The sequence below is a fragment of the Acidobacteriota bacterium genome, from assembly GCA_039028635.1.
Lineage (GTDB): Bacteria > Acidobacteriota > Thermoanaerobaculia > Multivoradales > JBCCEF01 > JBCCEF01.
In genome coordinates this window covers 1-23,714 of sequence record JBCCHV010000015.1, presented here as the reverse complement: position 1 = coordinate 23,714, position 23,714 = coordinate 1, and the positions used below count along the sequence as shown (strand labels likewise).

Here is a 23,714-nt window from a genome sequence, read left to right as displayed (position 1 = left end):
TCGGCCGGCGACGCCGACCGTCCGGTGCCCCGCAGGGCCGTTCATGTCAGGATGGGCCCATCCTATGGCATGGCCGTGATCGACCTCGCAACCTCGGAAGACAGACGTCCAAGGCGAGGGCCCGCGGGGCCGGCGCGAGGCGCGACCGCCGCGACCCCGAACCTCGCCGCTTCGTCTGCGTAACAACTTCCGACCGCTGGCGTCCGCGGCGGATCCACAATGGGGAGGGACCCGAATGTCTGAAGCGACACTACCGGTCGGCGAGAACCCGACCGTTCCGGAAAAGCTCAGCCCGGTCAGCAGCCCGGAGAGGATCGAGGTCCTCGACATGCTGCGCGGCCTGGCGATCCTCGGCATCTTGATGGTCAACATGGCGCTCTTCTTCGCGCCCTTCGCCACCATGTTCACCAACTCGCACTGGTGGGACGGCCCGTCCAACGTGGTGGCCCGGGTGATCATCCAGTTCTTCGCCCAGGGCAAGTTCTACACCCTGTTCTCTTTTCTCTTCGGCATGGGCCTGGCGATCCAGATGGAGCGGGCCGAGGCCAAGGGCCGCAAGATCGGTGGCTTCTTTGCCCGCCGCATGTTCTTCCTCCTGCTCATCGCCCTCTGCCACGGCTACCTGCTGTGGTTCGGGGACATCCTCTTCCTCTACTCGATGCTCGGCTTTCTGCTGATCGCATTCCGCAACTGCAAGCCGAAGACGCTCAAGATCTGGGCCGTCGTGCTGCTCTTGATCTTTCCGGTGCTGCAGCTCGTCGGCGGCATCATCCAGGTAGCCGTCGCCGGAATTCCGGAGATGGCAGAACAGATCGCCGAGCAGAACGCCGAGCGTCAGCGCTCGATGGACGAGGCCATCGCCAGCTCCCAGGCGGCCTACTCCCAAGGCACCGTCGGTGAGGTGTTCCTGGCCCGCGCCAAGGAGACTTCGTTCCAGTACCTCATCGCGCTGGTCGCCGCACCCAGCGTGCTCGCGATGTTCCTTCTCGGCTTACTGTTCGGAAAAATCGGCTTCTTTCGCCGACCGGAGGAGTTTCTGCCCATGGTCCGACGTTGGATCTGGCCCCTCCTGGTGGTCGGCGTCCTGACCAACGGGTTGTTCGTCTTCGCCGGCATGCAGGGCTCGCCGATGGAGCCGTCCTGGTGGAACATGGCCTCCGTCGTCGGCCTCGGCCTCGGTAGCCCGGTGATGTGCTTCTTCTACATCTTCGCGGTGGTCTTGGCGGTCCAGACGCCCCGTGGAGCGAAGCTCCTGTCGCCTCTGATACCGGTCGGTCGCATGGCCCTGACCAACTATCTCAGCCATTCGCTGGTCTTCACGACCCTCTCCTACAGCTACGGCGGCGCCCTCTACGGGCGCGTGCCGACGGTCGTCGGCCTGGGGTTGACCTTCGTCATGTTCGGCCTTCAGATCCTGTTCAGCCACTGGTGGCTCGGCCGCTTCCGTTTCGGACCCGTGGAGTGGCTGTGGCGCTCCATGACCTACGGCAAGCTGCAACCAATGCGGCGCTGAAGGAGCCCTCCGGAGTCGGCGTTGGCCGGCTCCGGAGCTTTGCTATAGGGTAAGCGGTCCGTTGCTGCAACCAGGAGACCTCCGTGACTGACCGCCCACTCGATTTCATCCGCTCCGGCATCACCAGCGACCTCGCCGCCGACAAGAACGACGGCCGGGTCGTCACTCGCTTTCCACCGGAGCCGAACGGCTACCTCCACATCGGCCACGCCAAGTCGATCTGCCTCAATTTCGGCATCGCCGAGGAGTTCCCGGGAGCCGTCTGCCACCTGCGGTTCGACGACACCAATCCCAGTACTGAAGATCCCGAGTACGTCGAGTCGATCCAGCGCGACATCCGCTGGCTGGGCTTCGACTGGCACGACAAGCTGTTCTTCGCCTCGGACTACTTCGAGCTCCTCTACCGGCACGCGGTCCACCTGATCGAGGCGGGCCTCGCCTACGTCGACGGTCTCTCCGAGGACGAGATCCGCGACTACCGCGGCACCGTCACCGAGCCCGGCCGGCCGAGCCCGGACCGCGATCGCCCGATCGCCGAGAACCTCGATCTCTTCGCCCGCATGCGCGCCGGCGAGTTCGCCGACGGCACTTACACGTTGCGAGCCAAGATCGACATGGCGGCGGCCAACATGAAGATGCGCGACCCGCTCCTCTACCGCATCCGCCATCACCACCACTACCGCACCGGCTCCGAGTGGTGCATCTACCCGATGTACGACTTCGCTCACTGCCTTTCCGATGAGCAGGAGGGCATCACCCACTCCCTCTGCACCCTCGAGTTCGAAAACAACCGCGATATCTACGATTGGGTGCTCGACCACAGCCGCACCCGCTACCGCCCGGTGCAGATCGAGTTCGCCCGCCTGTTCATGAACTACACCGTGCTCAGCAAGCGCAAGCTGCTGCAGCTCGTCCAGGACGGCCATGTCTCGGGCTGGGACGACCCCCGCATGCCGACCCTCTCGGGCTACCGGCGCCGCGGCTACACGGCGTCGGCGATTCGCGCCTTCTGCGACCGCATCGGCGTCGCCAAGAGCAACAGTGTGGTCGACGTCGCCCAGCTCGAGCACGCCATCCGCGACGACCTCAACCCCACGGCACCGCGAGTGATGGCGGTCCTCGATCCGCTCAAAGTGGTGATCACCAACTTCCCGGAAGGCGAGGTCGACGAGCTCGACGCCCCGTCCTTTCCCCACGATGTCGCCGCCGAAGGCAGCCGGCCGGTGCCCTTCTCGCGCCAGCTCTTCATCGAGCGGGCGGACTTCGCCGAGGATCCTCCCAAGGGGTTTCACCGCCTCGCCCCGGGACGGGAAGTGCGACTGCGCTACGCCTATCTGGTGCGCTGCGACGAAGTCATCAAAGATCCCGACAGCGGCGAGGTGATCGAGCTGCGCTGCTCCTACGATCCCGCCAGCCGCGGCGGCACGGCACCGGACGGTCGCAAGGTGCGGGGCACCATCCACTGGGTGTCGGCGCCCCACTCCCTTCCGGCCGAGATCCGGGTCTACGACCGCCTGTTCAAGGTCGAGCAGCCGGGCAGCGGCGGGGTCGACTTCAAGCAGCACCTCAACCCCGACTCCCTCGAGATCGTGAGCGCGGCTCGCATCGAGCCCAGCCTGGCCACCGCCGCGGCCGGCGATCGCTTTCAGTTCGAGCGCCACGGTTACTTCTATCTCGAGCCGGAGAGCAGCCGGCCCGGTGCCCCGGTGTTCAACCGCATCGTGCCGCTGCGCGACTCCTGGGCCAAGGCCAAGGGGCAGGCGCCGGCCAAGGCGAAGTCCCGTCCGAAGAAGCCGTTTCCGGCACCGGCCGCAGCGGCTAGCGAGAAGACCTGGACAGCAGCCGAGCAGGCGGCGATCACCGCCTACCGAGAGCAGCACGGCCTCGCCACCGCCAGCGCCGAGGTGCTGGTCGCGGAGCCGAGCGCGGCGCGCCTGTTCGCCGATGCCCTGGCGGTGGCGAACTTCCCTCAGCCGGTCGCCAACTGGGTGATCAACGAGGCTCTGGCAGCGGTCAAGGAGAGCGACTCCTCTCTCGATGGTCGCGACGTCGGTGAGATCGTGGCGATGCTGGAAAAGGGCACCATCACCGGCCGTGCCGCCAAGCAGGTCTTCGCGGCGGTAGTCGCCGGGAAGGGTCGGCCGGCGGAGATCGTGGCCCGCGAGGGACTGGCCCAGATCGACGATCGCGAGGCCCTCGCCGAGGTCGTCGCCGAGATCTTGGCAGGCCGCCCGGCGGAGGTCGAAGCCTTCCGCGGCGGCAAGCAGGCGCTGTTCGGTTTCTTCGTCGGCCAGGTGATGCAAGCGACCAAGGGCGCCGCCAATCCCGGCCTGGTCCGTGAGCTGCTCACCGAGTCCTTGAGCCGGCCATAGGGCCTTAACGCCGACGGCCGAGGCCCAGAGCCCGCGCGGTCAGCCGCGAGCGGCCTCCAAGAGGGAGCCGTAGAGTGCCGGTAGGAGCAGTCCCGCGGGCCGATCGACCAGCTGCCAGACCCGGAAGACCCGCGCCCCCAAGGCCGGCCGGCGCACCGCCTGAGCGAGGGCTCGGCGCAGCAGCCGTTGCCCCTGCCCCTCGGCTGGATCGAGATCGCGGATGGCGGCAGCGCGAGTGGCGCGACGAATCGCCGGCTGCGCTCGCCGCCACCAGCGGGCCGGCCGGAGCAGCCGGTAGTCCTCTCCGGTGTGCCGGCGCAGAGCCAGCGCGGTGGCGACGGAAACGCTGAAACCGGGATCGAACAGGGGATCGAAGGCCGCCAGTGAAGCTCCCAGTGCCACGAATCCAGCGGGGCCGCTGGCGGCGCGGCCCATGCCGCCCCCGAAGTCCAACCTCGACGGCCGAACGCTGCGCCAGGATCTCGCCGCGCCCAACGCCTCGCCATGACGTAAGGACTGAGCCAACGCCCCCTGCTCGATGGCGAGGCCGGGGTCGAAGCGCGAATCGAAGCCCGAGCGCGCCCCGACCATGGCGACCCATCGCCCCTCCTCGATCGGATAGAGGGCCGACGAGCCTCCCGGGGCATCGACCAACAACGCCGCCGAGGGAGCCTGCTCCGGCCGGCGCCAGCGGAACACCTGAATGGTCACGGCGATCTGCCGCCCGAGGACTCTCTCCTCGGGCATCGGCAAACCGAGGTGCCGCAACCACTCCGGCGACTGCCCACGGTGACCGCCAGCATCGACCACCAGATCGGCACCGATCCAGGTCTCGTCGCTGCCGCTATTGCGCGCCCCGTAGCTGTCCAGAGGGCGCAGGAAGACGCCGCGAATACAGTCTCGGCAGTCATCCAGGTCGAGGCCGACGACCTCGGAGCCGCGATGGAACTCCACCGCCGGCTGCCCGTCCAGTCGCCGACGCAGAACCTGCGACAGCAGCCGCCGGCTCACCGCCAAGACCTCGATGCCCGTGCGATAGCCACCGGCCGTTCGGCCTCGCTGAGTCCAGCGGAAGTCACCGCTGGCATCGAAAGGCACCGCACCGGCAGCGACCAGCTCCGCCGGCAGACCGGGACAGAGATCTTCGAGCGGCGCCATACAGCCCGCGAACAGCAACGCCGGCGCCTCTGCGGCGCAGGACGGCTGTCCCCGCTCGATCACGATGCGGCGCTCGAAGCGGCCCTCGAGGGCGAGAGCCGCGAGCAAGCCGGCCGGTCCACCGCCAACGATGACCGCCGTCGAAGCCCCTGCGCCAGATCCCTGGAGCCCGCGACGCCGGGCGGTGGCCGGCCACTTCGAGGTCGCACCGCGAATCACCTTGGCAGTGGGATCGGCTAGCAGCACGCGGCGGTCCCCGGACCCGGTATCTGCCAAAAAATCTGCGATCGCGCTTCGATCATCTCAATCTCCTCTTGCCGTGGCCCCGGAAAAGGAAGACACTCCCCTCTAACGAAGGAAAGCGAGATTCATGCGGCAATCGAATAATCGCCAGATTAGAAGGTCTTGAGCCGCGTCTTTCGACGCACTTTGAAACTTAGAATCGAGGGATCAGAACCCCAAGGAGATATGCCATGAGTGCCAAGCAGACCGTCGAGATCGAACTCCACCTGGGCCAGGTCGACTGGCTCGAGAAGATGGTCGAAGAACACGGCCTGCCGGACACCGGCAAGGCGATCCGAGCCCTGATCGATTTCGCAATGGCGGATGGAGACCAGGAGCAGATCTTCCAGGAAATCCGCTGCCTGCACTGCTAGCAGGCGGCTGAGCAAGTCGTGCGGCGACTTGCTCAGCGCCTGCTGGCTGTCTGTTTCAGGGGGGCTAAAGGCGCCCCCCTCGGCCGCACGCACATGTCGTGCGGCTTCACCCCCATCCTCGGCGCCAAAGGCGCCGCCTCGCCCTCATCGGGCTTGAGAGCCGTCTGCTTGATAGCAGACGGCTTCGCTCTCTTGAGGCGTTCTTGCGCTCAAGGGCCACCGCACGATTGCGCGACTGTCGAGCGCCTTCACCCCCATCCAGGGCGGCCCCGACCTCGGCGCCAAAGGCGCCGCCTCGCCCTCATCGGGCTCGGGAGCCGACTGCTGGGTAGCAGACGGCTTCGATTTCTTGAGGCATTCTTGGGCTAAAGGCCTTCCGCGGGCGCGCGCGCATGTCGCGCGCCTTCACCCCTATCCAGGGCAGCCCGTCCTCGGCGCCGAAGGCGCCGCCTTGCGCTCAAGGCTCCCGCCGGCGGCCCCCTGAATCCCTAACCCAGGTCGGCCCAAAGGTCGCGCTCTAGGTCGCCGAGGATGCGGCGGTTTTCGCGCCAGTCGGGCTCGTGCTTGACCTGGAGGTCGAGGTAGACCCGCCGCCCGAGGAGCTCTTCGAGGTCTTTGCGGGCGGCGGTACCGACCTTTTTGATCATGCTGCCCTGGCGACCGATCAGGATCTTTTTCTGCCCTGGCCTCTCGACCAGAATGGAGGCGAAGATCCGCACCAGGCCGGCGCCCTCCTCTTGCCAGGCATCGAGCAAGACCGCGGTGGTGAAGGGCAGCTCGTCGCGGGTGTGCTCGAGGACCTTTTCGCGGATGCGCTCGGCCACCAGGAAGCGGTCCGGATGGACCGTCAAGAGCTCGGGATCGTAGAGCGGCTCGCCAGGCGGTAGCAGGTCGAACAGCAGATCGAGCAGCACCTCCCGGCCATCGCCGGTGAGGGCGCTGATCGGAACGATCTCCTGGAAGTCGCCGGCCTCGGCATAGAGCTCCATGCGCGGCAACAGGCGCCCCTTGTTGACCAGATCGATCTTGTTGAGGATCACCAGCTTGGGGCTTTCGGCCCGCAGCACCGTCTCCAGGAGCTGCTGCTCGCCGGAGCCGTGGGAGGTGCTGGCATCGACCAGCAGGCAGACGATGTCGGCGCCGTTGAGGGCATCCATGGCAACGCTCACCATCTGACGATTCATGCGGTGCAGCGGCTTGTGCACGCCGGGCGTGTCGTGAAACACGATCTGACCGCGCTCGTCGTTGAGGATCCCGACCAGGCGATGGCGCGTCGTCTGAGGCTTGTCCGAAACGATCGCCACCTTCTCCCGAATGAGTTGATTCATCAGCGTCGACTTGCCGGCGTTGGGCCGCCCCACCAACGCTACCGTCCCCGCTTTCTTGACGCCCTCAGTCATCTTCCGCTTCCTCTTCGTCGTCCACCGGCTCGACTCGCACCGTCTGAATCCGGCGGTTCTCGACCGCCTCGACGGTCAGTCGCAGCCCCTGTGCCACCAGCTCTTGGCCCTGTTCCGGCACCGCGCCGAGGGCCGACAGAATCAATCCTCCGAGGGTCTCGAAGGGTCCCTCCTCGATCTCGCGATCGAGCAGCTCGGCGAGCTCCTCGACATGGGTGCGGCCGTCCAGCCGCCAGCTACCGTCGGCGAGGATCTCGTTCTCCGGCTCTTCCACCTCGTGCTCGTCGGAGATCTCGCCGACGATCTCTTCGAGGAGATCCTCCACCGTCACCAATCCCGCGGTGCCGCCGTACTCGTCGACCACGATGGCCACCTGTTGGGCCTCCGCCTGCATTTCCTTGAGGAGCTCGTCGAGGCGTTTGGTCTCGGGGATGATGAAGGGCGCCTTGGCCAAGCTACTCGGCGTCACCGCCTGTTCAGCGCGCAGCCCGCGCAGCGCATCGCGCAGATGGAGGATCCCGACGATTTGGTCGATCGAGTCTTCGTACAGCGGAATCCGCGAGTGGCCGGAGGACAGGAAGAGCTCGGCGAGCTCCCCGAGATCGGCATCGGCCGGCGAGCAGGTGATGTCGATGCGAGGCGTCATCACGCTCTTCACCTGGGTCTCCCCCAGGTCGACGATGCCCCACACCATCTTCTCTTCTTCGGGCTCGAGAATGCCCTCGCGCTTGCCGAAATCGATGAAGGCCTCGATCTCCTCGCTCGAAGCATCGTCTTCGTCTTCGTCGCCGCCATTGGCAGTGCTCTCCGGCAACCAGGGTGCGACCATCAGCACCAGCGGCCAGCCCAGCCAGTAAAGGGCCCGGTAGAGCAAGGTGGCGCGCCGCAGGGCGGTCTCCGCGAAGCGGTCCACCAGCAGCCGGTTGAGCAGCTCCGAGAGGGTGAGCCAGAGCAGGGTCAAGGCCGCCGCCACCAGCACTACGTCGTCCTGACCATGGCCGGCGACGAGGCCGAGGGCGACGAGGGCCGCCATCAACACCAGCGGGGCGACCTTGGCGAGCAGGCTGAGCACCATGCGAAAGGCATTGAAGCGTTCGCGCTGGCCGTGGAGGCGCAGCAGTCGGCCTTCGGCCTCCTCCGCCCACAGGCGAAGGCGAACCGGACCGCTGCGCTCGAGGAGCGCCGAGACCGCCGAGGCGGCAACCACCAGCAAGGCCGCCGCGACCGCCGCCAGCACCAGCATCGGATTCACGGAGCCGCCTCCAGCCAGCGGCGGCGCAACGCCGCCTCGAGGCGCTCCATGGTGCCGTCGTCGGCCTCGTGGTCGTGCCCCTGGCAGTGCAGCAGGCCGTGGATCAACAGCACCCTGAGCTCGCGAGCGATCGAGTGTCCATGAGCCGTGGCCTGACGCCGGGCGGTCGGCAGCGAAATCAAGATATCTCCCAGATGACGGCCTTCGGGCGTCTCTTCGCCGGGAAAGGACAGCACATCGGTGGTCTTGTCGCGGCCGCGAAAGCGGCGGTTGGCCTGCCGCATCAGGCGATCGCCGGAAAACCTCACGCCGAGGCTCGCCGCCGCGGGCTCGACCTCCCCCACCAGGCGACTCAGCCAGCGGCGCAGCTCCGCCACCGAAATTTCTGGATAGCGGTTGGGATTGTGGACCACCAGGTCCAGTGCGTGATCGGGCCTCAAGAAGCGCGCACCTCGGCCGCCTTGCGTTCGCGCTTGGGCGGAGCGTTGAAATCGAAGCCCGGGTAGTCGATGCGGCGATGGAAGATGTTGGTCAACACCCGCTGGAAGGCTTCGGCGACCTGACGCAGATCGGCCAGGGTGAGGTCGGTGCAGTCGAGCTGGCCGTCGCTCAAGACGTCTTCGATCAGGGTCCGGATCAGGCCGCGGACCTTCGCCGGGCTGGGATCCACCAGGGTTCGACTGGCGGCCTCGACGGCGTCCGCCAGCATCAGCACTCCCATCACCTTGTCCTGAGGTTTGGGCCCCGGATAGCGGTACTTCTCCTCGCGCACCGATCCCGTCGTCGGATCGCAGCGCTCGAGGGCACGGTTGAAGAAGAACTTGATCAGGCGGGTGCCGTGATGCTGCTCGATGGCGTCGATGATGACCTGCGGCAGGTGGTGCTCGCGGGCCAGCTCGACCCCTTCCTTGACGTGGTTGATCAGGATCAAGGCACTCATCGACGGCGCCAGCTTGTCGTGCCGGTTGTGGCCGGGCCGCTGGTTCTCGACGAAGTACTCGGGGCGAAAGACCTTGCCGACGTCGTGGTAGAGACCGGCGGCGTAGGCGAGGTTGGCATCGGCGCCGACGGCCTCGCAACCGACCTTGGCGAGATTGGCCACCATCAGCGAATGCTGGAAGCTCCCCGGGGCCTCGAAGGCCAGGCGCCGGAGCAACGGCAGGTTGGTGTTCGACAGCTCGATCAGCTTGATATCGGTGGTGATCCCGAGCAGCGACTCGAGGATCGGAATGGCGAAGCTCGCCACCGCCGTCACCAGCAGACCGCCGGCGAAGGCACAGAGCAGCCGGAAGGCGAGATCGGCGGCACCGAGGGGACTGTCCGACAGGGCACGCAGCAACAGCACGGCGCCGACGTTGACCACACCCACCAGAAGCCCGATCCGCACCATGATCAGGCGCTGCTTGATCTGCACCTGCTCGAGACCGAAGACCGCCGCCAGGGAGCCCGCCAGGCTGAAGATCACCACCGCCAAGGGCTCGCCGACGGCGAGACGACTGACCAGGATCGAGAACACCAACGACGACAGCAGCGCCACCGGCCGGCCGAACAACAACCCTGCGATCAGGGCGGCGGCGGCGAAGGGCACGGCGAAGACATAGGACTCGATCGAGTCGAAGGGTGCCCGCTCGATAGAGCTGCCGAGGGCGGCGGCGACGACGAAAGCGAGCTTGGCACCGAGCAACGACAACAGCAGCGTCAGCAGGACCTCACCGAAGGCCCGGCTGCGGCTGTGGCTCGCCACCCGCTCGCGTCCCATGCCGAGCCACAGCACCAGCGCCGCCAGGGTGAGCAGGAAGACCGTGCCGAAGACCGGCAGCAGCTTCTCGCCCAGCGAGCGTCGTCCGGAGAAGCTGGCGATGGCGGCGGCCTGGGATTCGTCCACGGCATCGCCCTTGCGAACGATCACCTGGCCCTTGCGCACGCGCGTGAAGAGCGGCTCGACCTGCTCCCGGGCGGCGCGCTGGCGGCTCTCCGTCTCGACCCGGTTGCTCGCCAGGTTGGACGACAAATTGTCGGCCAGCAGCTCCCCCAGGTCGCGCCGCTGGGAGGCCGTCAAGCCGGGCCAGTTGCGGACTTCGGCGGCGAGGAAATCGCGCAGCTCGTCGCCGGAGCCGAGGGTCTCGAAAAGGTTGCGCTCGGTGACTTCGAGACTCGACTCGAGGTTGCGCACGGTGACGCCGCGGGCGGTGTTGCCGAGCAGCCGGGCGCGGTTGTTGACCACCTTCCGCCGGTGCACCTCTCCCAGCAGACTCCGCACCCGATCTTCGAGATCCTCCGAGAATCCTTCGTCGATCAACAGCCGGCGCTGCGCCGGCCCGACCTCGAGGCCGCTGGCCTCGGCGAGGATCTCCCGGCTCGGCGGCTCGACGCCTTCGATCCGACCCTCGGCGAAGAGGCGCCCGAACTGGGCGTCGACCTCGCCCCGCAGACGGGGGTCGAAGTCGTAGACCGGCAGCACCTCTTCCTGGGCCCGCAGGCGCTTCTCCTCGGTGGCCTGGGAGTCGAGGATCTCGAGATCCTGAGGGGCGACGTAGTCGCGACCGGCGAGGGAGCCGGCGGCGATGCGAGGATTGAAGAACAAACCCTCCGGTAGCAGCACGAGGGTGCCCAAGGCGAGAGTCAGGACGACCCAGACGGCGGGCATCTCGAGGAGCGCCGCCCAGCCGTCGCGGGCGCGCGAGGTCCAGCGCCGCAGGCCGGACGGTCGCTGGCCGCGGCCGGTGCCGACCCGCTGGGTGCGCGCACCGCTAGCCCGCGTCGTGGTGGTGGCGCTCGCTGACGGAGGTTTCGAGGTCACCGCGACCTACCTTCGCCTCGTCGAGGGTCGGCCGCCTCGCGGCGGCAGCATTTTCTCGGGATCTTGGGCGGTCGCCATCGGTCCGATCAGGCCGGCGCCGGCTCGACGGCGGCGGCTTCCTGCTCCTCCTCCACGGCACGGTCGAGACGGTCGTAGGCGGTGACGATTTTCTGAACCAGCGGGTGACGCACCACGTCGCGCTGATCGAAGCGGAAGAACTCGATCCCCGGAATCCCGCTCAGCACCCGCTCGGCGTCGCGCAGGCCGGACATACGCCCAGCCGGCAGGTCGACCTGGGTGACGTCGCCGTTGATCACCGCCTTGGAGTTGAAGCCGATGCGAGTCAAGAACATCTTCATCTGCTCGGTGGTGGTGTTCTGCGCTTCGTCCAGGATGATGAAGCTGTCGTTCAAGGTGCGTCCGCGCATGAAGGCGATGGGCGCCACCTCGATGACGTTGCGCTCCAGCATGCGGCCGACCTTGTCATAGCCGATGATGTCGTAGAGGGCATCGTAGAGAGGCCGCAGGTAGGGATTGACCTTGTCCGCCAGGTCGCCGGGCAGGAAGCCCAGCTTCTCCCCCGCCTCCACCGCCGGCCGCGCCAGGATGATGCGCCGCACCTTCTTCTCGAGCAGCGCCGAGGCCGCCATCGCCACCGCCAGATAGGTCTTGCCGGTACCGGCGGGACCGATGGTGATCACCAGGTCGTGGTCGCTCATCGCCTGCAGATAGCGCTGCTGGCGCAGACTGCGCGGCACCACCATTCGGCGCACCGACGCCATCGCGCCCTCCGGCATGAAGAACTCCACCAGCGAGGCGGTGGAATCCTCGCCGATCACCCGAATGGCGGTCTGGACATCCACCGTGCGCAACCGGTAGCCGCGCTCGGCCAGGGTCGAAAGTCCCTGCAGCAGATGCTCGACGGCGGTGACACCGGCGGGGTCGCCATCGATGTGAATCGCCGCTCCGCGCGCCGCCAGCCGAACCTTGAAGGCTCGCTCGATGCGCCGCAGGTTGTCGTCGCGGGTTCCGAAAACGGCGTCCAAGCCCTCTTCGGAGAGCGTCGCCTGAATCATGATGGGGAGTCGAATCTCAAGGGTCGGTTCATTCTCGGGTTCCGGGAGCCCGCTCCCGGAACCCGAGATTCTACCACCGGAGAGCAAAAAACGCCGCGCCCGGCGACGGTCCTAGCCGTAGTCGTAGAAGCCGCGACCGCTCTTCCGGCCATAGCGCCCCGCCTGCACCATCTGCTTGAGCAGCGGCGGCGGCGCGAACCGCTTCTCGCGGTACTCCTCGAACATGATGTTGGCGATGAAGTAAGTGGTGTCGAGACCGACGAAGTCGAGCAAGGTGAAGGGCCCCATCGGGTAGCCGGTACCGAGCTGCATCCCCTTGTCGATGTCCTCGACGCTGCCGACGCCTTCCTCGAGGGCCCGAATGGCGTCGAGCAGATACGGCACCAGCAGCCGGTTGACGATGAATCCCGAGTTGTCCTTGCAGGCGATCGGCTCCTTGCGCAGGGAGCGGATGTACTCGAAGGCGCCGTCGTAGGCGTCGTCCGAAGTCAGCAGGGTCCGCACCACCTCGCAGAGCTTCATCACCGGCACCGGATTGAAGAAGTGGAGCCCCACCACCCGGTCCGGTCGCTGGGTCGCCATGGCGAGCTGGGTGATGGTGAGGGACGAGGTGTTGCTGCCCACGATCGCCGACTCTTTGACCTCACGATCCACCGCCGCCAGGGTCTTCTTCTTCTCTTCGAGGTTCTCGACGATGGCCTCGACCACGACATCGCAATCGGCCAGGTCGGAGAGCTCGACGGTACCGCTCAGGCGGGCCAGCGTCGCTTCGCGCTCGGCATCTTCGAGGCGGCCCTTCGAGACCGCCTTGTCGAGGCTCTTGTGGATCCGGCCGAGGCCCTTGTCGAGGACGTTCTCGCTGAGCTCTCGAACGATGGTCTCGTAGCCGGCACGGGCGCTCACCTCGGCGATGCCGGCCCCCATCAGGCCACAACCGAGCACTCCTACCTTCTTGATCTTCATGGTCAAAAATTCTCCTTCGAACAGCGCCCCTGGCGGACCTCGGCGGCTCGCGGCGTCCTACTCCGTGACGCTGGCGATGCGCCGTGCCGTCGGGGCGAGTTTCTCAATCATCAGATGCCGAGCTCCCGAGACGGGAAATGGGAGTCGGTCCGGCCACTCGACCACCTTGACGGCCGGGCCGGCGAGGATCTCTTCGATCCCCAGGTCGGCGACTTCCGCGGCTTCCAGGCGGTAGAGGTCGAGATGGACCAGTCCGCCGCGGCTGCCGCGGTGCTCGCGAACGAGAGTATACGTGGGGGACTGAATTTCCGCCGGATCGATACCCAGACCGCGACCGATTCCCTGAGCCAACACCGTCTTGCCGGCACCGAGATCGCCGGTCAGCAGGAGGATCCCCGCCGGCGACAGCTCTGGCGCCAGCAGCTCGCCGACCCGCCGAGTCTCCTCTTCCGACTGGCAGAGCCACTCCATCAGCGTGCCTCCAACTGCCGGAAAGCGGCGCCGAGGGCAGCGACCAGATCACCCGCCGCCAGGCTCTCCTGGCCCGTGTCGGCCGCCGCCAAATCGCCCGCCAGGGCATGCAGAAAGACCGCCGAGCAGACTCCCGGCCAAAGGTCTCCTTGAGCCCAGCGGGCGGCGAGCAGACCGGTCAACACATCGCCGCTACCGCCGGTCGCCATGCCGGGATTGCCGCGGTCGATCAGGGCGAGGCGTCCGGCGGGATCGGCGATCAGGCTCTGGTGGCCCTTCAGCACCACCACGGCACCGCTGTCGGCGGCGGCTTGGCGGGCCGCCCCGGGCCGATCCGCCTGCACCTGTGACGAGCTGATGCCGAGCAGGCGGCCGAGCTCGCCGGGATGGGGCGTCAGGACGGTGCTGTCGGAGGGCCGCGAGCGCAGCTCGCCGAGGCGCCCGGCGAAGGCGTTGAGGCCCTCCGCATCGAGCACCAAGGGCAGCGGTGCGGCCAGGGCGACGTCGCGAATCAAGGCTTCGTCGGCGGCGAATCCGGGCCCCATGGCGAGCACCGCCTTGCCGTCGCAGAGGGCGAGCAGCGCCGCTCCGGCGGTCACCGGCACTCGGCCGCGCCCATCCACCGGCAAGGGCTCCGCCATCGCCTCCAAGCAGCCGCCATCGACCACCACCAGGGCCGGCTCCGGTACCGCCAGAGTCACCAGCCCGGCGCCACCGCCGACCGCGCCGCGGCCGGCCAGCACCGCCGCCCCGCCCCGTCCGAGGCCACCGGCAGCGATCAGCACGTGGCCGAAGGAGCCCTTGTGAGCCGCCCTGGGGCGGGGTCCCAGCCAGGGCGCCACCTCCTCCGGCAGCAGCAGCTCGAGGGCCGCCGGCGCCTCCTCCAGCAGAAAGCGCGGCATGCCGAGGTCGGCCACCACCAGCTCGCCCACCCGGTCCGCCGCCGGTGACAGCACATGGGCCACCTTGGGGGCAGCGAAGGTCACCGTCGCCTCGGCGGCGACGGCCGGCCCGTCGAGCTGCCAGCGGCCGCCCTGGAGACCGCTCGGAAGATCCACCGCCAAACGCGGTGCCGGCAGATGATTGAGGCCGTGGACCAGCTCTCCGAGCACCCCCTCGAGGGGCCGCCCGAGGCCGGTTCCGAAGAGGGCATCGATCAGCAGGTCCGTCGTCGCCGCCTCCTCGAGAGCCGCGGCAACCGCCGCGGCATCGTCGAGGGGGGCGATCTCGAGGCCCTGGCGCCGACAGATATCGTGCTGCAGGCGTGCATCACCCTGCGGCCCGCGTCGGCCCGACCACAGGAACAGCTCGACCCGGTAGCCGCGCAGGGCGAGATGGCGCCCCACCGCGAAGCCATCGCCGCCGTTGTTGCCCGGTCCACAGAAGATCGCCACCGATTCGGCCTCGGGAAAGAGCTGCGCCACCGCGTCCACCACCCCCAAGGCGGCGTTCTCCATCAGAACCGGCCCGGGGATGCCGATCTCCTCGATGGCGCGACGATCGATCGCCGCCATGGTCTCGGGAGTCAGCACCTTCATCGCCGATCTCCCCGACCCCAGCTCTGCAGCAGGGCCTCGATTCGCGGCCCGACGATGCGGCCGGCGGCGATCGCCGCCACCAGGCGATCGAGGTCTTCCGGCGTGTCGACGTCGCTCCCCGGCGGCAGGATCGCGACCTCCAGGCCGGCGGCACGGCAGCGCTCCAGGGTGAGCGCGAAGACCTCCCCGGTGCTCCAGGGAATGTCGCCGAAGAGCCGCGGCGAGACCACCTCCGGCCGCAGGGCGATCAAGTAGTAGCCACCGTCCGCCACCGGGCCGAGGGCGACGTCAGCAGACTCGAGGGCGGCAAAGGCGGCTTCGACGTCACCCCGGCCGAGGCCCGGATGGTCGCTACCGATGGCCGCCACCGGCCGACCCTCGGCGGCGCCGCGAGAAAGAGCCCGAAACAACCGCTCACCGAGATCGGCACCTTCCTGACGCTCACCGGGCGCCGGCGAGGCGGGAACCACCTCGTCTCCTTCGAGCGCCCAGGCGATGCGCAGCTCGAAGGCACCGCCGGCGAGGCGCTCCAGCAGGTCGTCGAGAAAGGCCTGGTGCAGGGCCGCCGTTTGGCGGGCGTCGAGAGCGCCGATCAGGCGGGTCTTGACCCGCCCCGGCACCGCCGGTTTGGTGAACAGGATCAGGCGCGGCAGAGTGGGGGCCTCGGCGCCGGGGGATTCAGGGGATCGAGCTTCCATGGCGGATGATTCTAGCCCGGTCTTCTCACGAGGTTTCCTGGCGAGAGGCCGTAGGTTCTTGAAGATGCAAGGCATCCGTCGCTGCCACGACGCAGCCGTACTCGACGTACTGCGAGGAGAGCAAGCGACGGAGAACGCAGCAGATTCGGGGACATACGGACGCGCAGCGGAAAGCTCGTGAGAAGGGCGGGCGAGTCCGATCTCGCCACCGGCGCCGGTGGCGAGAGTCCGATTCCGGAAGCTGTCGCCCGGCCTCCTCGAAGGCCGCCCGTCAATCCAAGGGCGGAGTCCCCAGCGGCACCACCTGCTGCACCCAGCGCGCCACCGCCAGGGCCGCCTCCTCGCCCTGGGGCGGGGTGACGATCTGCAGGCCGACGGGCAGTCCATCGTCGTCGACTCCGGCGGGCACCGACGCCGCCGGCAAACCGGTCATGGTGAGGACGAAGGTCGGCGCGACCCAGTCGATATAGGTCTCCATCTCGCGACCGCCAACGGTGGTGGGATAGTTCTCCTCCACCGGAAAGGGCGCCACCGGCAGGGTCGGCGTGAGCAGGCCGTCGTAGTCCTCGAAGAGCTCCCCGAAGAGCCGCCAGAGACGGCTGCGCGTGCGCTCCGCTTCGGCGAGATCGCGGGCCGACACATCGAGGCCGGCGCGCACGTTGCCGGCCAGGTTGTCGCCGAAGCGCTCGAGGTGGTGCAGGCGGCCGAGCTGCTGGGTCACCATCCAGAGCCCCCGCAGGGCCAGGAACGGCTGCCGGGCGAAGGCCAGATCGAGCTCGATCTCGCGCACCTCGGCGCCGGCGCCGCGCAGCGCCTCGACGGCCTGGCCGCAGACCTCGAGAACCGCGCCGTCGACTCCGATGCCGGCGATGTCCGGACAGTAGGCATAGCGCCCTCGGGGCCTACCCTCCGCTTGCACCGACTCGAGAAAGGCGCGACCGGCGACCGGCTGGCAGAGGGGCGATCGCCGACTCGGCCCGGCCACCGCGTCGAGGGCCAGGGCGACGTCCTCGGCGTCCCGCGCCATGAACCCGGAAACCTGATAGCTGTCCCACAGAAAATCGCTCGGCACCGTCGGCACCAGGCCCGGCGAGGGCCGCAGACCGACGATGCCGCAGAAGGCGGCGGGAATGCGCAACGATCCGCCGAGATCGGTGCCCTGGGCGAGGGCGATCATGCCGCTCGCCAAGGCCGCGGCGCCACCGCCCGTCGAGCCCCCGGCGCTGCGCTCCGGATTCCACGGGTTGCGGGTGCGACCGAAGACCTCGTTGAAGGTGTTGCCACCGGTGGCGAACTCCGGGGTGTTGGTCTTGCCCAGGATGACGGCCCCGACGCGGCGCAGGCGCTCGACCACCACGGCATCCTCTTTCGGTACGTGATCGGCGTAGAGGAGAGAGCCATAGGTGGTGCGCAGGCCGGCCGTCTCGGTGACGTCCTTGATCCCCACCGGCAGCCCATGGAGGAGGCCCTGGGGCTCCCCCGCCGCGCTCCGGCGGTCGAGCTCGCGGGCTTCTTCGAGGGCGTCCGGAGAGGGGGTGCAGATCGCCCCCAGCAGGGAATCGAAGCGCTCGACCCGGTCGAGACAGGCGGCGGTCAAGGCCTCGGCGGTGAGCTCCCGCCGCGCCAGCCGTCGCCGCATCTCCACCGCCGTCAGCAGGGCGATCTGCCTCATCTCGCGACAGCTCCAGGCTAGGCGTCGAGAAACGCGACGGTGCGACAGAAGGCCGCCTCACCGCCCTTGAACTTCCAGGGGAAGCAACCGATGGTCAGGCGCCGGTTCTGCAGCTCGGCGGCATCGATGTCGCCACCGAGATTCTCGATGTGCATGCAGTTGTGCGGGAAGAGGGCGTTGTGGGTGAGCTGATAGGCCTCGTCCGGGAACAGCTCCGCCATCTCCTCTTTGCCGAACTTGGCTTCGCACTGCGCCCGCACCCGATCGCAGTGGCCGTGCATGCCCTTGCCGAGGAAGCGACCGATAGGCAGGTTCATCGGGTGATCCGTCGAAATACAGTCGACCCCCCAGATGCGGATCTTCTTCTCCAGCAGCCAGTCGACCATCCGCGGGTGAGCGCCCGGATGACGGTGGATATAGCGCTCTTCATCGGGCTCGGCCCCGAACTGGGCGTAGCGATGCCAACCGGTGTGCAGCAGCAGGATGTCCCCTTCCCGCACCTCGACGCGCGCTTCGATCATCTCCGGCGTATAGGCGGCGAGCTCGTCCATCTCGTCCCGCAGATCGACGATCACGCCGGTGTTGCAGAGCCAATCGAGGGGAATCTCGTCGATGGTCATGCCGCCGGTGACGAAGTGCCGCGGCGCATCGAGATGGGTTCCCATGTGATTTGAGGTCTGGATGTACTGGGCGTTGACCCCGTGCTCCGCCTTGCGCTTGATGTACTTGACCTCGAAGGGTGGATAGTAGGGCCAGGAGGGGCAATCCTGGTTGAGCGGTTGGGAAAGGTCGATCAGCCTCATGGCAGCTCCTCGAGATGGGTTGCGATGGTCGGTTTCATTCCTGCCGGACGCGCGCACTCGAGCCGGCGGCGCTTCACAGGCTCCGGCCGGCGCGTTCCGCCGCGCGACGCAGCGTTCGGCCGGTCAACACCTCGGCGAGGTGACGGCGGTAGTCGGCAGAGGCGTGAATATCTCCCGGCGGTTCGATGTCTTCCTGCGCCGCCGTCGACGCCGCCCGCTGCAGCGTCGCCGTGGCGGCGTCCGCGTCTTCCCAAGACCCCGCCTGCAAGAGCTCCTCGGCGCGGCGCGCCCGCACCGGACCCTCGCCGACGGAGAACAGGGCGATACGGGCATGGCGACAGCGCGCGCCGGCGAAACCCAGCACCACCGCTACGCCGACCAGGGCGTAGTCGCCGTGGCGCCGCGAGAACTCTTCGAAGGCCCATCCCGAAGCGGCCTCCTGAAAGGGCACTTCGACCTCGAGCAGCAGGCCGTCGCTGCCCAGGGCGGTGGTGAACAGGGAAACGAAGAAATCGTCCACCGCGACCCACTCCTCGGCGCTCTGCCGTCGCACCCGCAGGCGCCCACCGAGGGCGGCGAGCACCGCCGGTAGCTCGGAAGCGGGATCGGCGTGGGCGAGGGAGCCACCGAAGGTGCCGCGGTTGCGGATCTGGGGATGGGCGATGGACGGCATGGCGGCGGCCAGCAGTGGCGTCCGCTCCGCGACCAGCGGACTGCGCTCGACCTGGCGCTGACGACACATCGCCCCAATCCGCAAAGCGCCCGCCGATTCCTCCAGGTGATCGAGGCCGGCGACGTCCTGCAGGTCGATCAGAATCCGCGGCTGGGCGAGGCGAAAGTTCATCGCTGGCACCAGACTCTGTCCGCCGGCGAGAACCTTGGCTTCGTCGCCGTGCTCGGCGAGAAGCGCCACCACCTCGTCGACGGTGGCGGGCCGGCGGTAGTCGAAGGCCGCCGGCTTCACGGTTGCGACTCCCGGCGCTGCTGCATGAGCTCGAACAGGCGATGCGGGCTGAGGGGGATGTCAAGGATCTCGACGCCGGTGTGGCGCAGCGCATCTTCCACCGCCTGGGCGAACAGCGCCCCCACCGGAATCGCGCCGGCTTCGCCGGCTCCCTTGATGCCGAGGGGATTGAGCGGTGACGGCGTCTCGAGATGGGCCCCTTCGATCGTCGGCACACAGTCCGCCGTCGGCAACAGGTAATCCATCAGGGAGGCGTTGAGGAGCTGCCCTTCGTCGTCGTAGATCAGTTGCTCATAGAAGGCATTGCCGATGCCCTGGGCCACGCCGCCCTCAATCTGCCCCTCGAGGATCAGGGGGTTGATCACCCGGCCGCAGTCGTGGACCACCACATAGCGCTGGATGTCGACGTCGTAGGTGGCGAGATCGACCTCCACCACCATGGCGTGCACGCCGCTCGCCGTCGTACTGCTCTCGGGACCGAAATAGGTGGTCGCCTCGAGGCCGGGCTCGGTGCCCGGGGCGACGGCACCGCGCAGCGGGTTGGCCTGCACCGCCAGGGCTCCCAGGGAGATGGTCTTGCCCGGAACCCCCGGAATCCGCACCTCGCCATCGACCAGCTCGAGATCCTCCGGCGCCACTTCGAAGTGCCGGCTCGCCGCCTCCAGCACCTTGCGACGCACCTCGAGCCCGGCGGCGTGGCAGGCGTTGCCGGCGACCACCGCGCCGCGGCTGGCGAAGGTACCGGTCCCCCAGTGGAAGGCGGCGGTATCGCCGGTGGTCACCCGCACATCCTCCACGCCGACGCCGAGCTGCTCCGCCACCAGCTGGGCGAAGGCGGTGAAATGGCCTTGCCCTTGAGTCCCCACGCCGGTGGCGAGGTTGACCTTGCCGCTCGCTTCGATGGTCACCCGGGCACCTTCGTAGGGACCGATTCCGGTGCCTTCGACATAGGTCACCAGGCCGATGCCGAGGGCCTTGTCGCCGTGCCGCCGGGGGCGCTCCCGAAACTCCCGCCAGCCGATCATCGCGGCGGCCTTTTCGAGTGCCGGGAGGTAGTCGCCGCTGTCGTAGACCAGCGGCGCGAAGTCCTGGTAGATGACCTCCTGGTTGTAGGGAAACTCATCCTTCTGGAGGAGATTCCGGCGCCGGATCTCGAGGCCGTCGAGGCCCGCCTCGCGGGCCGCCAGGTCGAGCAGCCGCTCCATCACGAAAACGCCGTGTTGCCGGCCGGCCCCGCGGTAGGGCGTCACCAGGGTCTTGTTGGTGAACACCGATTTGAACTCGCTGCGATAGGACGGCACGCGATAGCAGCCGAGGAGGGTGCACTGGCTGTTGATCGGCACGGTCAGGCCATAGGTGTCATAGGCCCCGGTGTCGTGCAGGAAGACGTCCTTCACCCCCAGGATGCGGCCGTCGCCGTCGATCACCATCTCGGCATCGTGCACCTGGCTGCGCTCGTGGGTGGTGGCGAAGAAGTTCTCCTGCCGGTCCTCGATCCACTTCACCGGCCGGTCGAGCTGCATGGAGATCCAGGGGAGGAGCACCTCCTCGGGATAGAACATCATGATCTTGGGACCGAAGCCGCCACCGATGAAGGGCGCCACCACCCGCACCTGGGACTCCGACAGGCCGAGCATGGCGGCGAGGCCGTTGCGGATCGGAATCGGCGCCTGGGTGGTGTCCCAGAGGCGCATGGTTTGGTCGCGGCGATCCCAGTCGGCCACGATGCCGCGATTCTCCATCGCCGCCGCGATCCCATGGTCGTAGGTCAGGCGCCGCTTCACCCGGTGCGCCGCCTGCTCGCGAGCGGCGTCGAAGTCGCCCTTCTCCTGCAGCACCCGTGCCGCCAAGTTCGAGGCCAGGTCCTCGTGCACCCGTGGCGCCTCGGAGGCGAGGGCCGCCTCCAGGTCGACCACCGCCGGCAGGGGCTCGATGTCGGGATAGAGGTCGGCCACGGCATCCTCGGCGAGGTAGCGACTCTCCGCCACCACCGCCGCCACCGGCTCGCCGACGTGGCGCACTTTGTCGCGCGCCAGCGGCACCTGGGTGCGCTCGTGGAACTCGATGCCGGGTATCGGCGGCGGCGGCACCAGCAACGGTCCCGGACGCCAGTAATCGCCCAAGGACTCGGCGGTGTAGACGGCGACCACGCCGGGACGCTGGCGCGCCGCTTCGACGTCGACCCCGCGCAAATGGCCGTGGGCGAAATCGCTGCGCAGAAAGGCCACGTGCAGCATCCCCGGGAGGTCGATGTCATCGACGAAGCGCGCCTGACCGGTGAGCAGCTGCGAATCTTCCTGGCGCCGCAAACGGCGTCCCACCAGACGAGAGCTCACGGAGATTCCTCGCCCCGCCGCGTCGCCTTCTGCACCGCCGCGACAATCTTCTGGTAGCCGGTGCAGCGGCAGAGATTTCCGCCCATGGCGTCGCGAATCTCGGCTTCCGAGGGATCCTCATGGGCCTCGACGAAAGGCAACAGACTCATCAGAAAACCGGCGGTGCAGAAACCGCACTGCAGGCCATGGGTGTCGCGAAAGGCCTCCTGCAGGGGGTGCAGAGTACCGTCGCTGGCGGCCAGGCCTTCGACGGTGCGTAGCTCGTGACCGTCGACCTGGACCGCGAACAGCAGGCAGGAGCGCACGGCGGTGCCGTCGAGGTGGATGGTGCAGGCGCCGCAGACGCCGTGCTCACAACCGACGCGGGTTCCGGTGAGGCCGAGATGATGGCGTAGAAAGTCGCTCAGCAGCAGGCGAGGCTCCACCCGGCAGCGATGGGACACCCCATTGACGACCACCGAGATGGCTCGTAGATCACTCTGCTCCATGCTCCTCCACGGCGGTGCACCACGGCACCGCACCCAAGTCACCACGGCCAAGGTCATGACCGCTGATCAGCCGCCATTCTTCCACAGGCGCCATCCATCCTCCGGCGAGCCGTACCCCTGGCCCCCTCGCGAGCTCGGCCACGGCCCGCCCCTCGATAGGATGCCATCCGATGACCGCGATCACCTTGCTGACCGACTTCGGCGAAACCGACTACTACGTGGCCGCCGTCAAGGGAGTCCTGCTGCAGCGGGCACCGACGGCACGCCAGATCGACCTCGGCCACCGGCTCGCACCGGGCGACGTCGCCGGCGCGAGCTGGATGCTGTCCGCCGCCAGCCGCTGGTACCCGGCGGGCACCGTGCACCTGGCGGTGGTCGATCCCGGCGTCGGCTCGACGCGACGCATGCTGGCGGCGCGCTGCGACGAGCAACTCTACGTCGCCCCCGACAATGGCCTGCTCAGCGACGTCCTGGCGCGTAGCGGCCGGACCACCCTGGTGGCCGCCGATCGTCCCGATCTCTATCTCGATGGCGCCGCCGAAGGCGGCTTTTCCTCGGCCGGCCGCACCTTCGCTGGTCGTGACCGCTTCGCGCCGCTGGCGGCGGCCCTGGCCGGTGGCGAGCCGCTCACGGCCCTCGGCCCGGAGATCGACGATCCGATCCACCTCGAGCGACCGGCACCGTGGCACGAGGGCGAGATCGGCGCCGCCGGGACCAGTCTTCACGGGTACATCGTCCACTGCGACCGCTTCGGCAACCTGGTGAGCGACATTCCCACCGCCTGGGCCGGTCAGCGGGCCTGCGAAAGCCTGGTCGAGGGGCACCGGACCGAGGTTCGGGCCGACCACTACGCCGCCCTCGCCGCGGACCAACCGGCCCTCCTGCCGGGCTCCCTCGGAACCCTCGAGCTCGCCCTGCGAGACCGCTCCCTCGCCGCCTCCTGGGGCGTCCCTCGCGGCGTTCCGCTGCTCATTCACCTGCGCTGACGCGGTAGGACATCACGCGACGGTCCAGGCCTCGGGCTGCGCTGATAGGTGGCGGTGAACCACAGGCCGAATGGTCTCGCCGGCGGGCTCCTTGCCCGGGGACGTTTCGGGGCCACGCGATAGAATCGTGGCTATCTCACTTTGGGAAGGAGCGGCCGATGCAGAAGTGGGAATACAAAATCATCAACATCCGCAGCGAGCGCTATCGGCTCGATCCGGAAGCAGCCCCGGAGCTCAACGCCCTCGGCGTCGAGGGCTGGGAGCTGGTCTCGATCACCTCGGTGAACTTCAAGACCGGCGCCACCGACAACATCGCGATGGTCTTCAAGCGCCCGGTAGGCTAGCAGGCTGCTGAAAAAGTCCGCTTCGCGACTTTTCCAGCGCTGCTAGCTGTTTGTTTCAGGGGGCTGAGCGCCCCCTCGCCCGAAAAAGTGCGATTTTTCGGGCTCACCCCGACTCACGGCTTCGCCGCCGGGCCCTCTCGGGCCCGGAAGCAGGTGGCCGATGAGTTTTTCAGCAACCTGCTAGCAGGCTGCTGGAAAAGTTTGAGATTCGAGGGCTTCAGGTC

20 protein-coding genes are annotated in these 23,714 nt (G+C 68.0%); 5 read left to right on the top strand and 15 right to left on the bottom strand.

Going from position 1 to position 23,714, the window contains the following annotated elements:
• The first annotated feature begins 235 nt into the window (after positions 1-235).
• Together AAF604_08500 and AAF604_08495 are read left to right on the top strand one after the other, a co-directional pair.
• Positions 236-1,513 carry a DUF418 domain-containing protein gene (locus tag AAF604_08500; protein ID MEM7049685.1) on the top strand — a complete coding sequence of 426 codons (1,278 nt, stop codon included), beginning with the start codon at positions 236-238 and terminating at the stop codon, positions 1,511-1,513.
• Between the two features lie 83 nt (positions 1,514-1,596).
• Positions 1,597-3,885: a glutamine--tRNA ligase/YqeY domain fusion protein gene (locus tag AAF604_08495; GenBank protein ID MEM7049684.1), complete on the top strand. Its 2,289-nt coding sequence runs from the start codon at positions 1,597-1,599 to the stop codon at positions 3,883-3,885.
• Positions 3,886-3,924: 39 nt separating this feature from the next.
• On the opposite strand, the gene AAF604_08490 is transcribed toward AAF604_08495, so the two are convergent.
• Positions 3,925-5,289 carry an FAD-dependent monooxygenase gene (locus tag AAF604_08490; GenBank protein ID MEM7049683.1) on the bottom strand — a complete coding sequence of 455 codons (1,365 nt, stop codon included), beginning with the start codon at positions 5,287-5,289 and terminating at the stop codon, positions 3,925-3,927.
• A gap of 227 nt (positions 5,290-5,516) precedes the next feature.
• Here AAF604_08490 and AAF604_08485 point away from each other — a divergent pair, with 227 nt between their 5' ends.
• Positions 5,517-5,699: a hypothetical protein gene (locus AAF604_08485; GenBank protein MEM7049682.1), complete on the top strand. Its 183-nt coding sequence runs from the start codon at positions 5,517-5,519 to the stop codon at positions 5,697-5,699.
• A gap of 488 nt (positions 5,700-6,187) precedes the next feature.
• On the opposite strand, the gene era is transcribed toward AAF604_08485, so the two are convergent.
• The 14 genes from era to AAF604_08415 all read right to left on the bottom strand — a co-directional run bounded on the left by era (position 6,188) and on the right by AAF604_08415 (position 22,160).
• Positions 6,188-7,099 (bottom strand): GTPase Era, encoded by a 912-nt coding sequence (gene era / locus AAF604_08480; GenBank protein ID MEM7049681.1) that lies wholly within the window; start codon positions 7,097-7,099, stop codon positions 6,188-6,190.
• A complete protein-coding gene (locus AAF604_08475) occupies positions 7,092-8,342 on the bottom strand; it encodes a hemolysin family protein (GenBank protein MEM7049680.1) in 1,251 nt (416 codons plus the stop codon). The genes era and AAF604_08475 overlap by 8 nt, the downstream gene beginning before the upstream one ends.
• A gap of 5 nt (positions 8,343-8,347) precedes the next feature.
• Positions 8,348-8,791: an rRNA maturation RNase YbeY gene (ybeY, locus tag AAF604_08470; protein ID MEM7049679.1), complete on the bottom strand. Its 444-nt coding sequence runs from the start codon at positions 8,789-8,791 to the stop codon at positions 8,348-8,350.
• On the bottom strand, positions 8,788-11,151 hold the full coding sequence (locus tag AAF604_08465) for an HDIG domain-containing metalloprotein (GenBank protein MEM7049678.1): 2,364 nt from the start codon (positions 11,149-11,151) through the stop codon (positions 8,788-8,790). The genes ybeY and AAF604_08465 overlap by 4 nt, the downstream gene beginning before the upstream one ends.
• A gap of 86 nt (positions 11,152-11,237) precedes the next feature.
• The gene (locus AAF604_08460; GenBank protein MEM7049677.1) at positions 11,238-12,227 is read right to left on the bottom strand and encodes a PhoH family protein; all 990 of its coding nucleotides are present in this window, start codon (positions 12,225-12,227) and stop codon (positions 11,238-11,240) included.
• A 111-nt stretch (positions 12,228-12,338) separates the two neighbouring features.
• A complete protein-coding gene (locus tag AAF604_08455; GenBank protein MEM7049676.1) occupies positions 12,339-13,190 on the bottom strand; it encodes a 3-hydroxybutyryl-CoA dehydrogenase in 852 nt (283 codons plus the stop codon).
• A gap of 57 nt (positions 13,191-13,247) precedes the next feature.
• Positions 13,248-13,661, bottom strand: coding sequence for a tRNA (adenosine(37)-N6)-threonylcarbamoyltransferase complex ATPase subunit type 1 TsaE (gene tsaE, locus AAF604_08450; protein ID MEM7049675.1), 414 nt, complete (start codon positions 13,659-13,661; stop codon positions 13,248-13,250).
• The gene (locus AAF604_08445) at positions 13,661-15,199 is read right to left on the bottom strand and encodes an NAD(P)H-hydrate dehydratase (GenBank protein ID MEM7049674.1); all 1,539 of its coding nucleotides are present in this window, start codon (positions 15,197-15,199) and stop codon (positions 13,661-13,663) included. Before AAF604_08445 ends, tsaE begins: the two co-directional genes overlap by 1 nt.
• Positions 15,196-15,897 carry a TIGR04282 family arsenosugar biosynthesis glycosyltransferase gene (locus AAF604_08440; GenBank protein ID MEM7049673.1) on the bottom strand — a complete coding sequence of 234 codons (702 nt, stop codon included), beginning with the start codon at positions 15,895-15,897 and terminating at the stop codon, positions 15,196-15,198. The genes AAF604_08445 and AAF604_08440 overlap by 4 nt, the downstream gene beginning before the upstream one ends.
• A gap of 271 nt (positions 15,898-16,168) precedes the next feature.
• Positions 16,169-17,569 (bottom strand): amidase family protein, encoded by a 1,401-nt coding sequence (locus AAF604_08435; GenBank protein MEM7049672.1) that lies wholly within the window; start codon positions 17,567-17,569, stop codon positions 16,169-16,171.
• Positions 17,570-17,586: 17 nt separating this feature from the next.
• Positions 17,587-18,372 (bottom strand): cyclase family protein, encoded by a 786-nt coding sequence (locus AAF604_08430; protein ID MEM7049671.1) that lies wholly within the window; start codon positions 18,370-18,372, stop codon positions 17,587-17,589.
• A 73-nt stretch (positions 18,373-18,445) separates the two neighbouring features.
• Entirely contained in the window at positions 18,446-19,336 is an 891-nt protein-coding gene (locus AAF604_08425; GenBank protein ID MEM7049670.1) for a xanthine dehydrogenase family protein subunit M, read from the bottom strand.
• Positions 19,333-21,672, bottom strand: coding sequence for a xanthine dehydrogenase family protein molybdopterin-binding subunit (locus AAF604_08420; GenBank protein ID MEM7049669.1), 2,340 nt, complete (start codon positions 21,670-21,672; stop codon positions 19,333-19,335). The genes AAF604_08425 and AAF604_08420 overlap by 4 nt, the downstream gene beginning before the upstream one ends.
• Positions 21,669-22,160, bottom strand: coding sequence for a (2Fe-2S)-binding protein (locus AAF604_08415; GenBank protein MEM7049668.1), 492 nt, complete (start codon positions 22,158-22,160; stop codon positions 21,669-21,671). Before AAF604_08415 ends, AAF604_08420 begins: the two co-directional genes overlap by 4 nt.
• Positions 22,161-22,330: 170 nt before the next feature.
• Between AAF604_08415 and AAF604_08410 the strand changes: the two genes are divergently transcribed.
• Both AAF604_08410 and AAF604_08405 read left to right on the top strand, forming a co-directional pair.
• Positions 22,331-23,146 carry an SAM-dependent chlorinase/fluorinase gene (locus AAF604_08410; GenBank protein ID MEM7049667.1) on the top strand — a complete coding sequence of 272 codons (816 nt, stop codon included), beginning with the start codon at positions 22,331-22,333 and terminating at the stop codon, positions 23,144-23,146.
• A 158-nt stretch (positions 23,147-23,304) separates the two neighbouring features.
• Entirely contained in the window at positions 23,305-23,490 is a 186-nt protein-coding gene (locus AAF604_08405) for a DUF4177 domain-containing protein (GenBank protein MEM7049666.1), read from the top strand.
• The last annotated feature ends 224 nt before the right edge of the window (positions 23,491-23,714 follow it).

Coding starts and splice junctions, on each gene's coding strand:
- AAF604_08500 (MEM7049685.1), top strand. CDS start 236: ATGTCTGAAGCGACACTACCGGTCGGCGAGAACCCGACCGTTCCGGAA.
- AAF604_08485 (MEM7049682.1), top strand. CDS start 5,517: ATGAGTGCCAAGCAGACCGTCGAGATCGAACTCCACCTGGGCCAGGTC.
- era (MEM7049681.1), bottom strand. CDS start 7,099: ATGACTGAGGGCGTCAAGAAAGCGGGGACGGTAGCGTTGGTGGGGCGG.
- AAF604_08475 (MEM7049680.1), bottom strand. CDS start 8,342: ATGCTGGTGCTGGCGGCGGTCGCGGCGGCCTTGCTGGTGGTTGCCGCC.
- AAF604_08460 (MEM7049677.1), bottom strand. CDS start 12,227: ATGATTCAGGCGACGCTCTCCGAAGAGGGCTTGGACGCCGTTTTCGGA.
- AAF604_08455 (MEM7049676.1), bottom strand. CDS start 13,190: ATGAAGATCAAGAAGGTAGGAGTGCTCGGTTGTGGCCTGATGGGGGCC.
- tsaE (MEM7049675.1), bottom strand. CDS start 13,661: ATGGAGTGGCTCTGCCAGTCGGAAGAGGAGACTCGGCGGGTCGGCGAG.
- AAF604_08445 (MEM7049674.1), bottom strand. CDS start 15,199: ATGAAGGTGCTGACTCCCGAGACCATGGCGGCGATCGATCGTCGCGCC.
- AAF604_08440 (MEM7049673.1), bottom strand. CDS start 15,897: ATGGAAGCTCGATCCCCTGAATCCCCCGGCGCCGAGGCCCCCACTCTG.
- AAF604_08435 (MEM7049672.1), bottom strand. CDS start 17,569: ATGAGGCAGATCGCCCTGCTGACGGCGGTGGAGATGCGGCGACGGCTG.
- AAF604_08430 (MEM7049671.1), bottom strand. CDS start 18,372: ATGAGGCTGATCGACCTTTCCCAACCGCTCAACCAGGATTGCCCCTCC.
- AAF604_08415 (MEM7049668.1), bottom strand. CDS start 22,160: ATGGAGCAGAGTGATCTACGAGCCATCTCGGTGGTCGTCAATGGGGTG.
- AAF604_08410 (MEM7049667.1), top strand. CDS start 22,331: ATGACCGCGATCACCTTGCTGACCGACTTCGGCGAAACCGACTACTAC.
- AAF604_08405 (MEM7049666.1), top strand. CDS start 23,305: ATGCAGAAGTGGGAATACAAAATCATCAACATCCGCAGCGAGCGCTAT.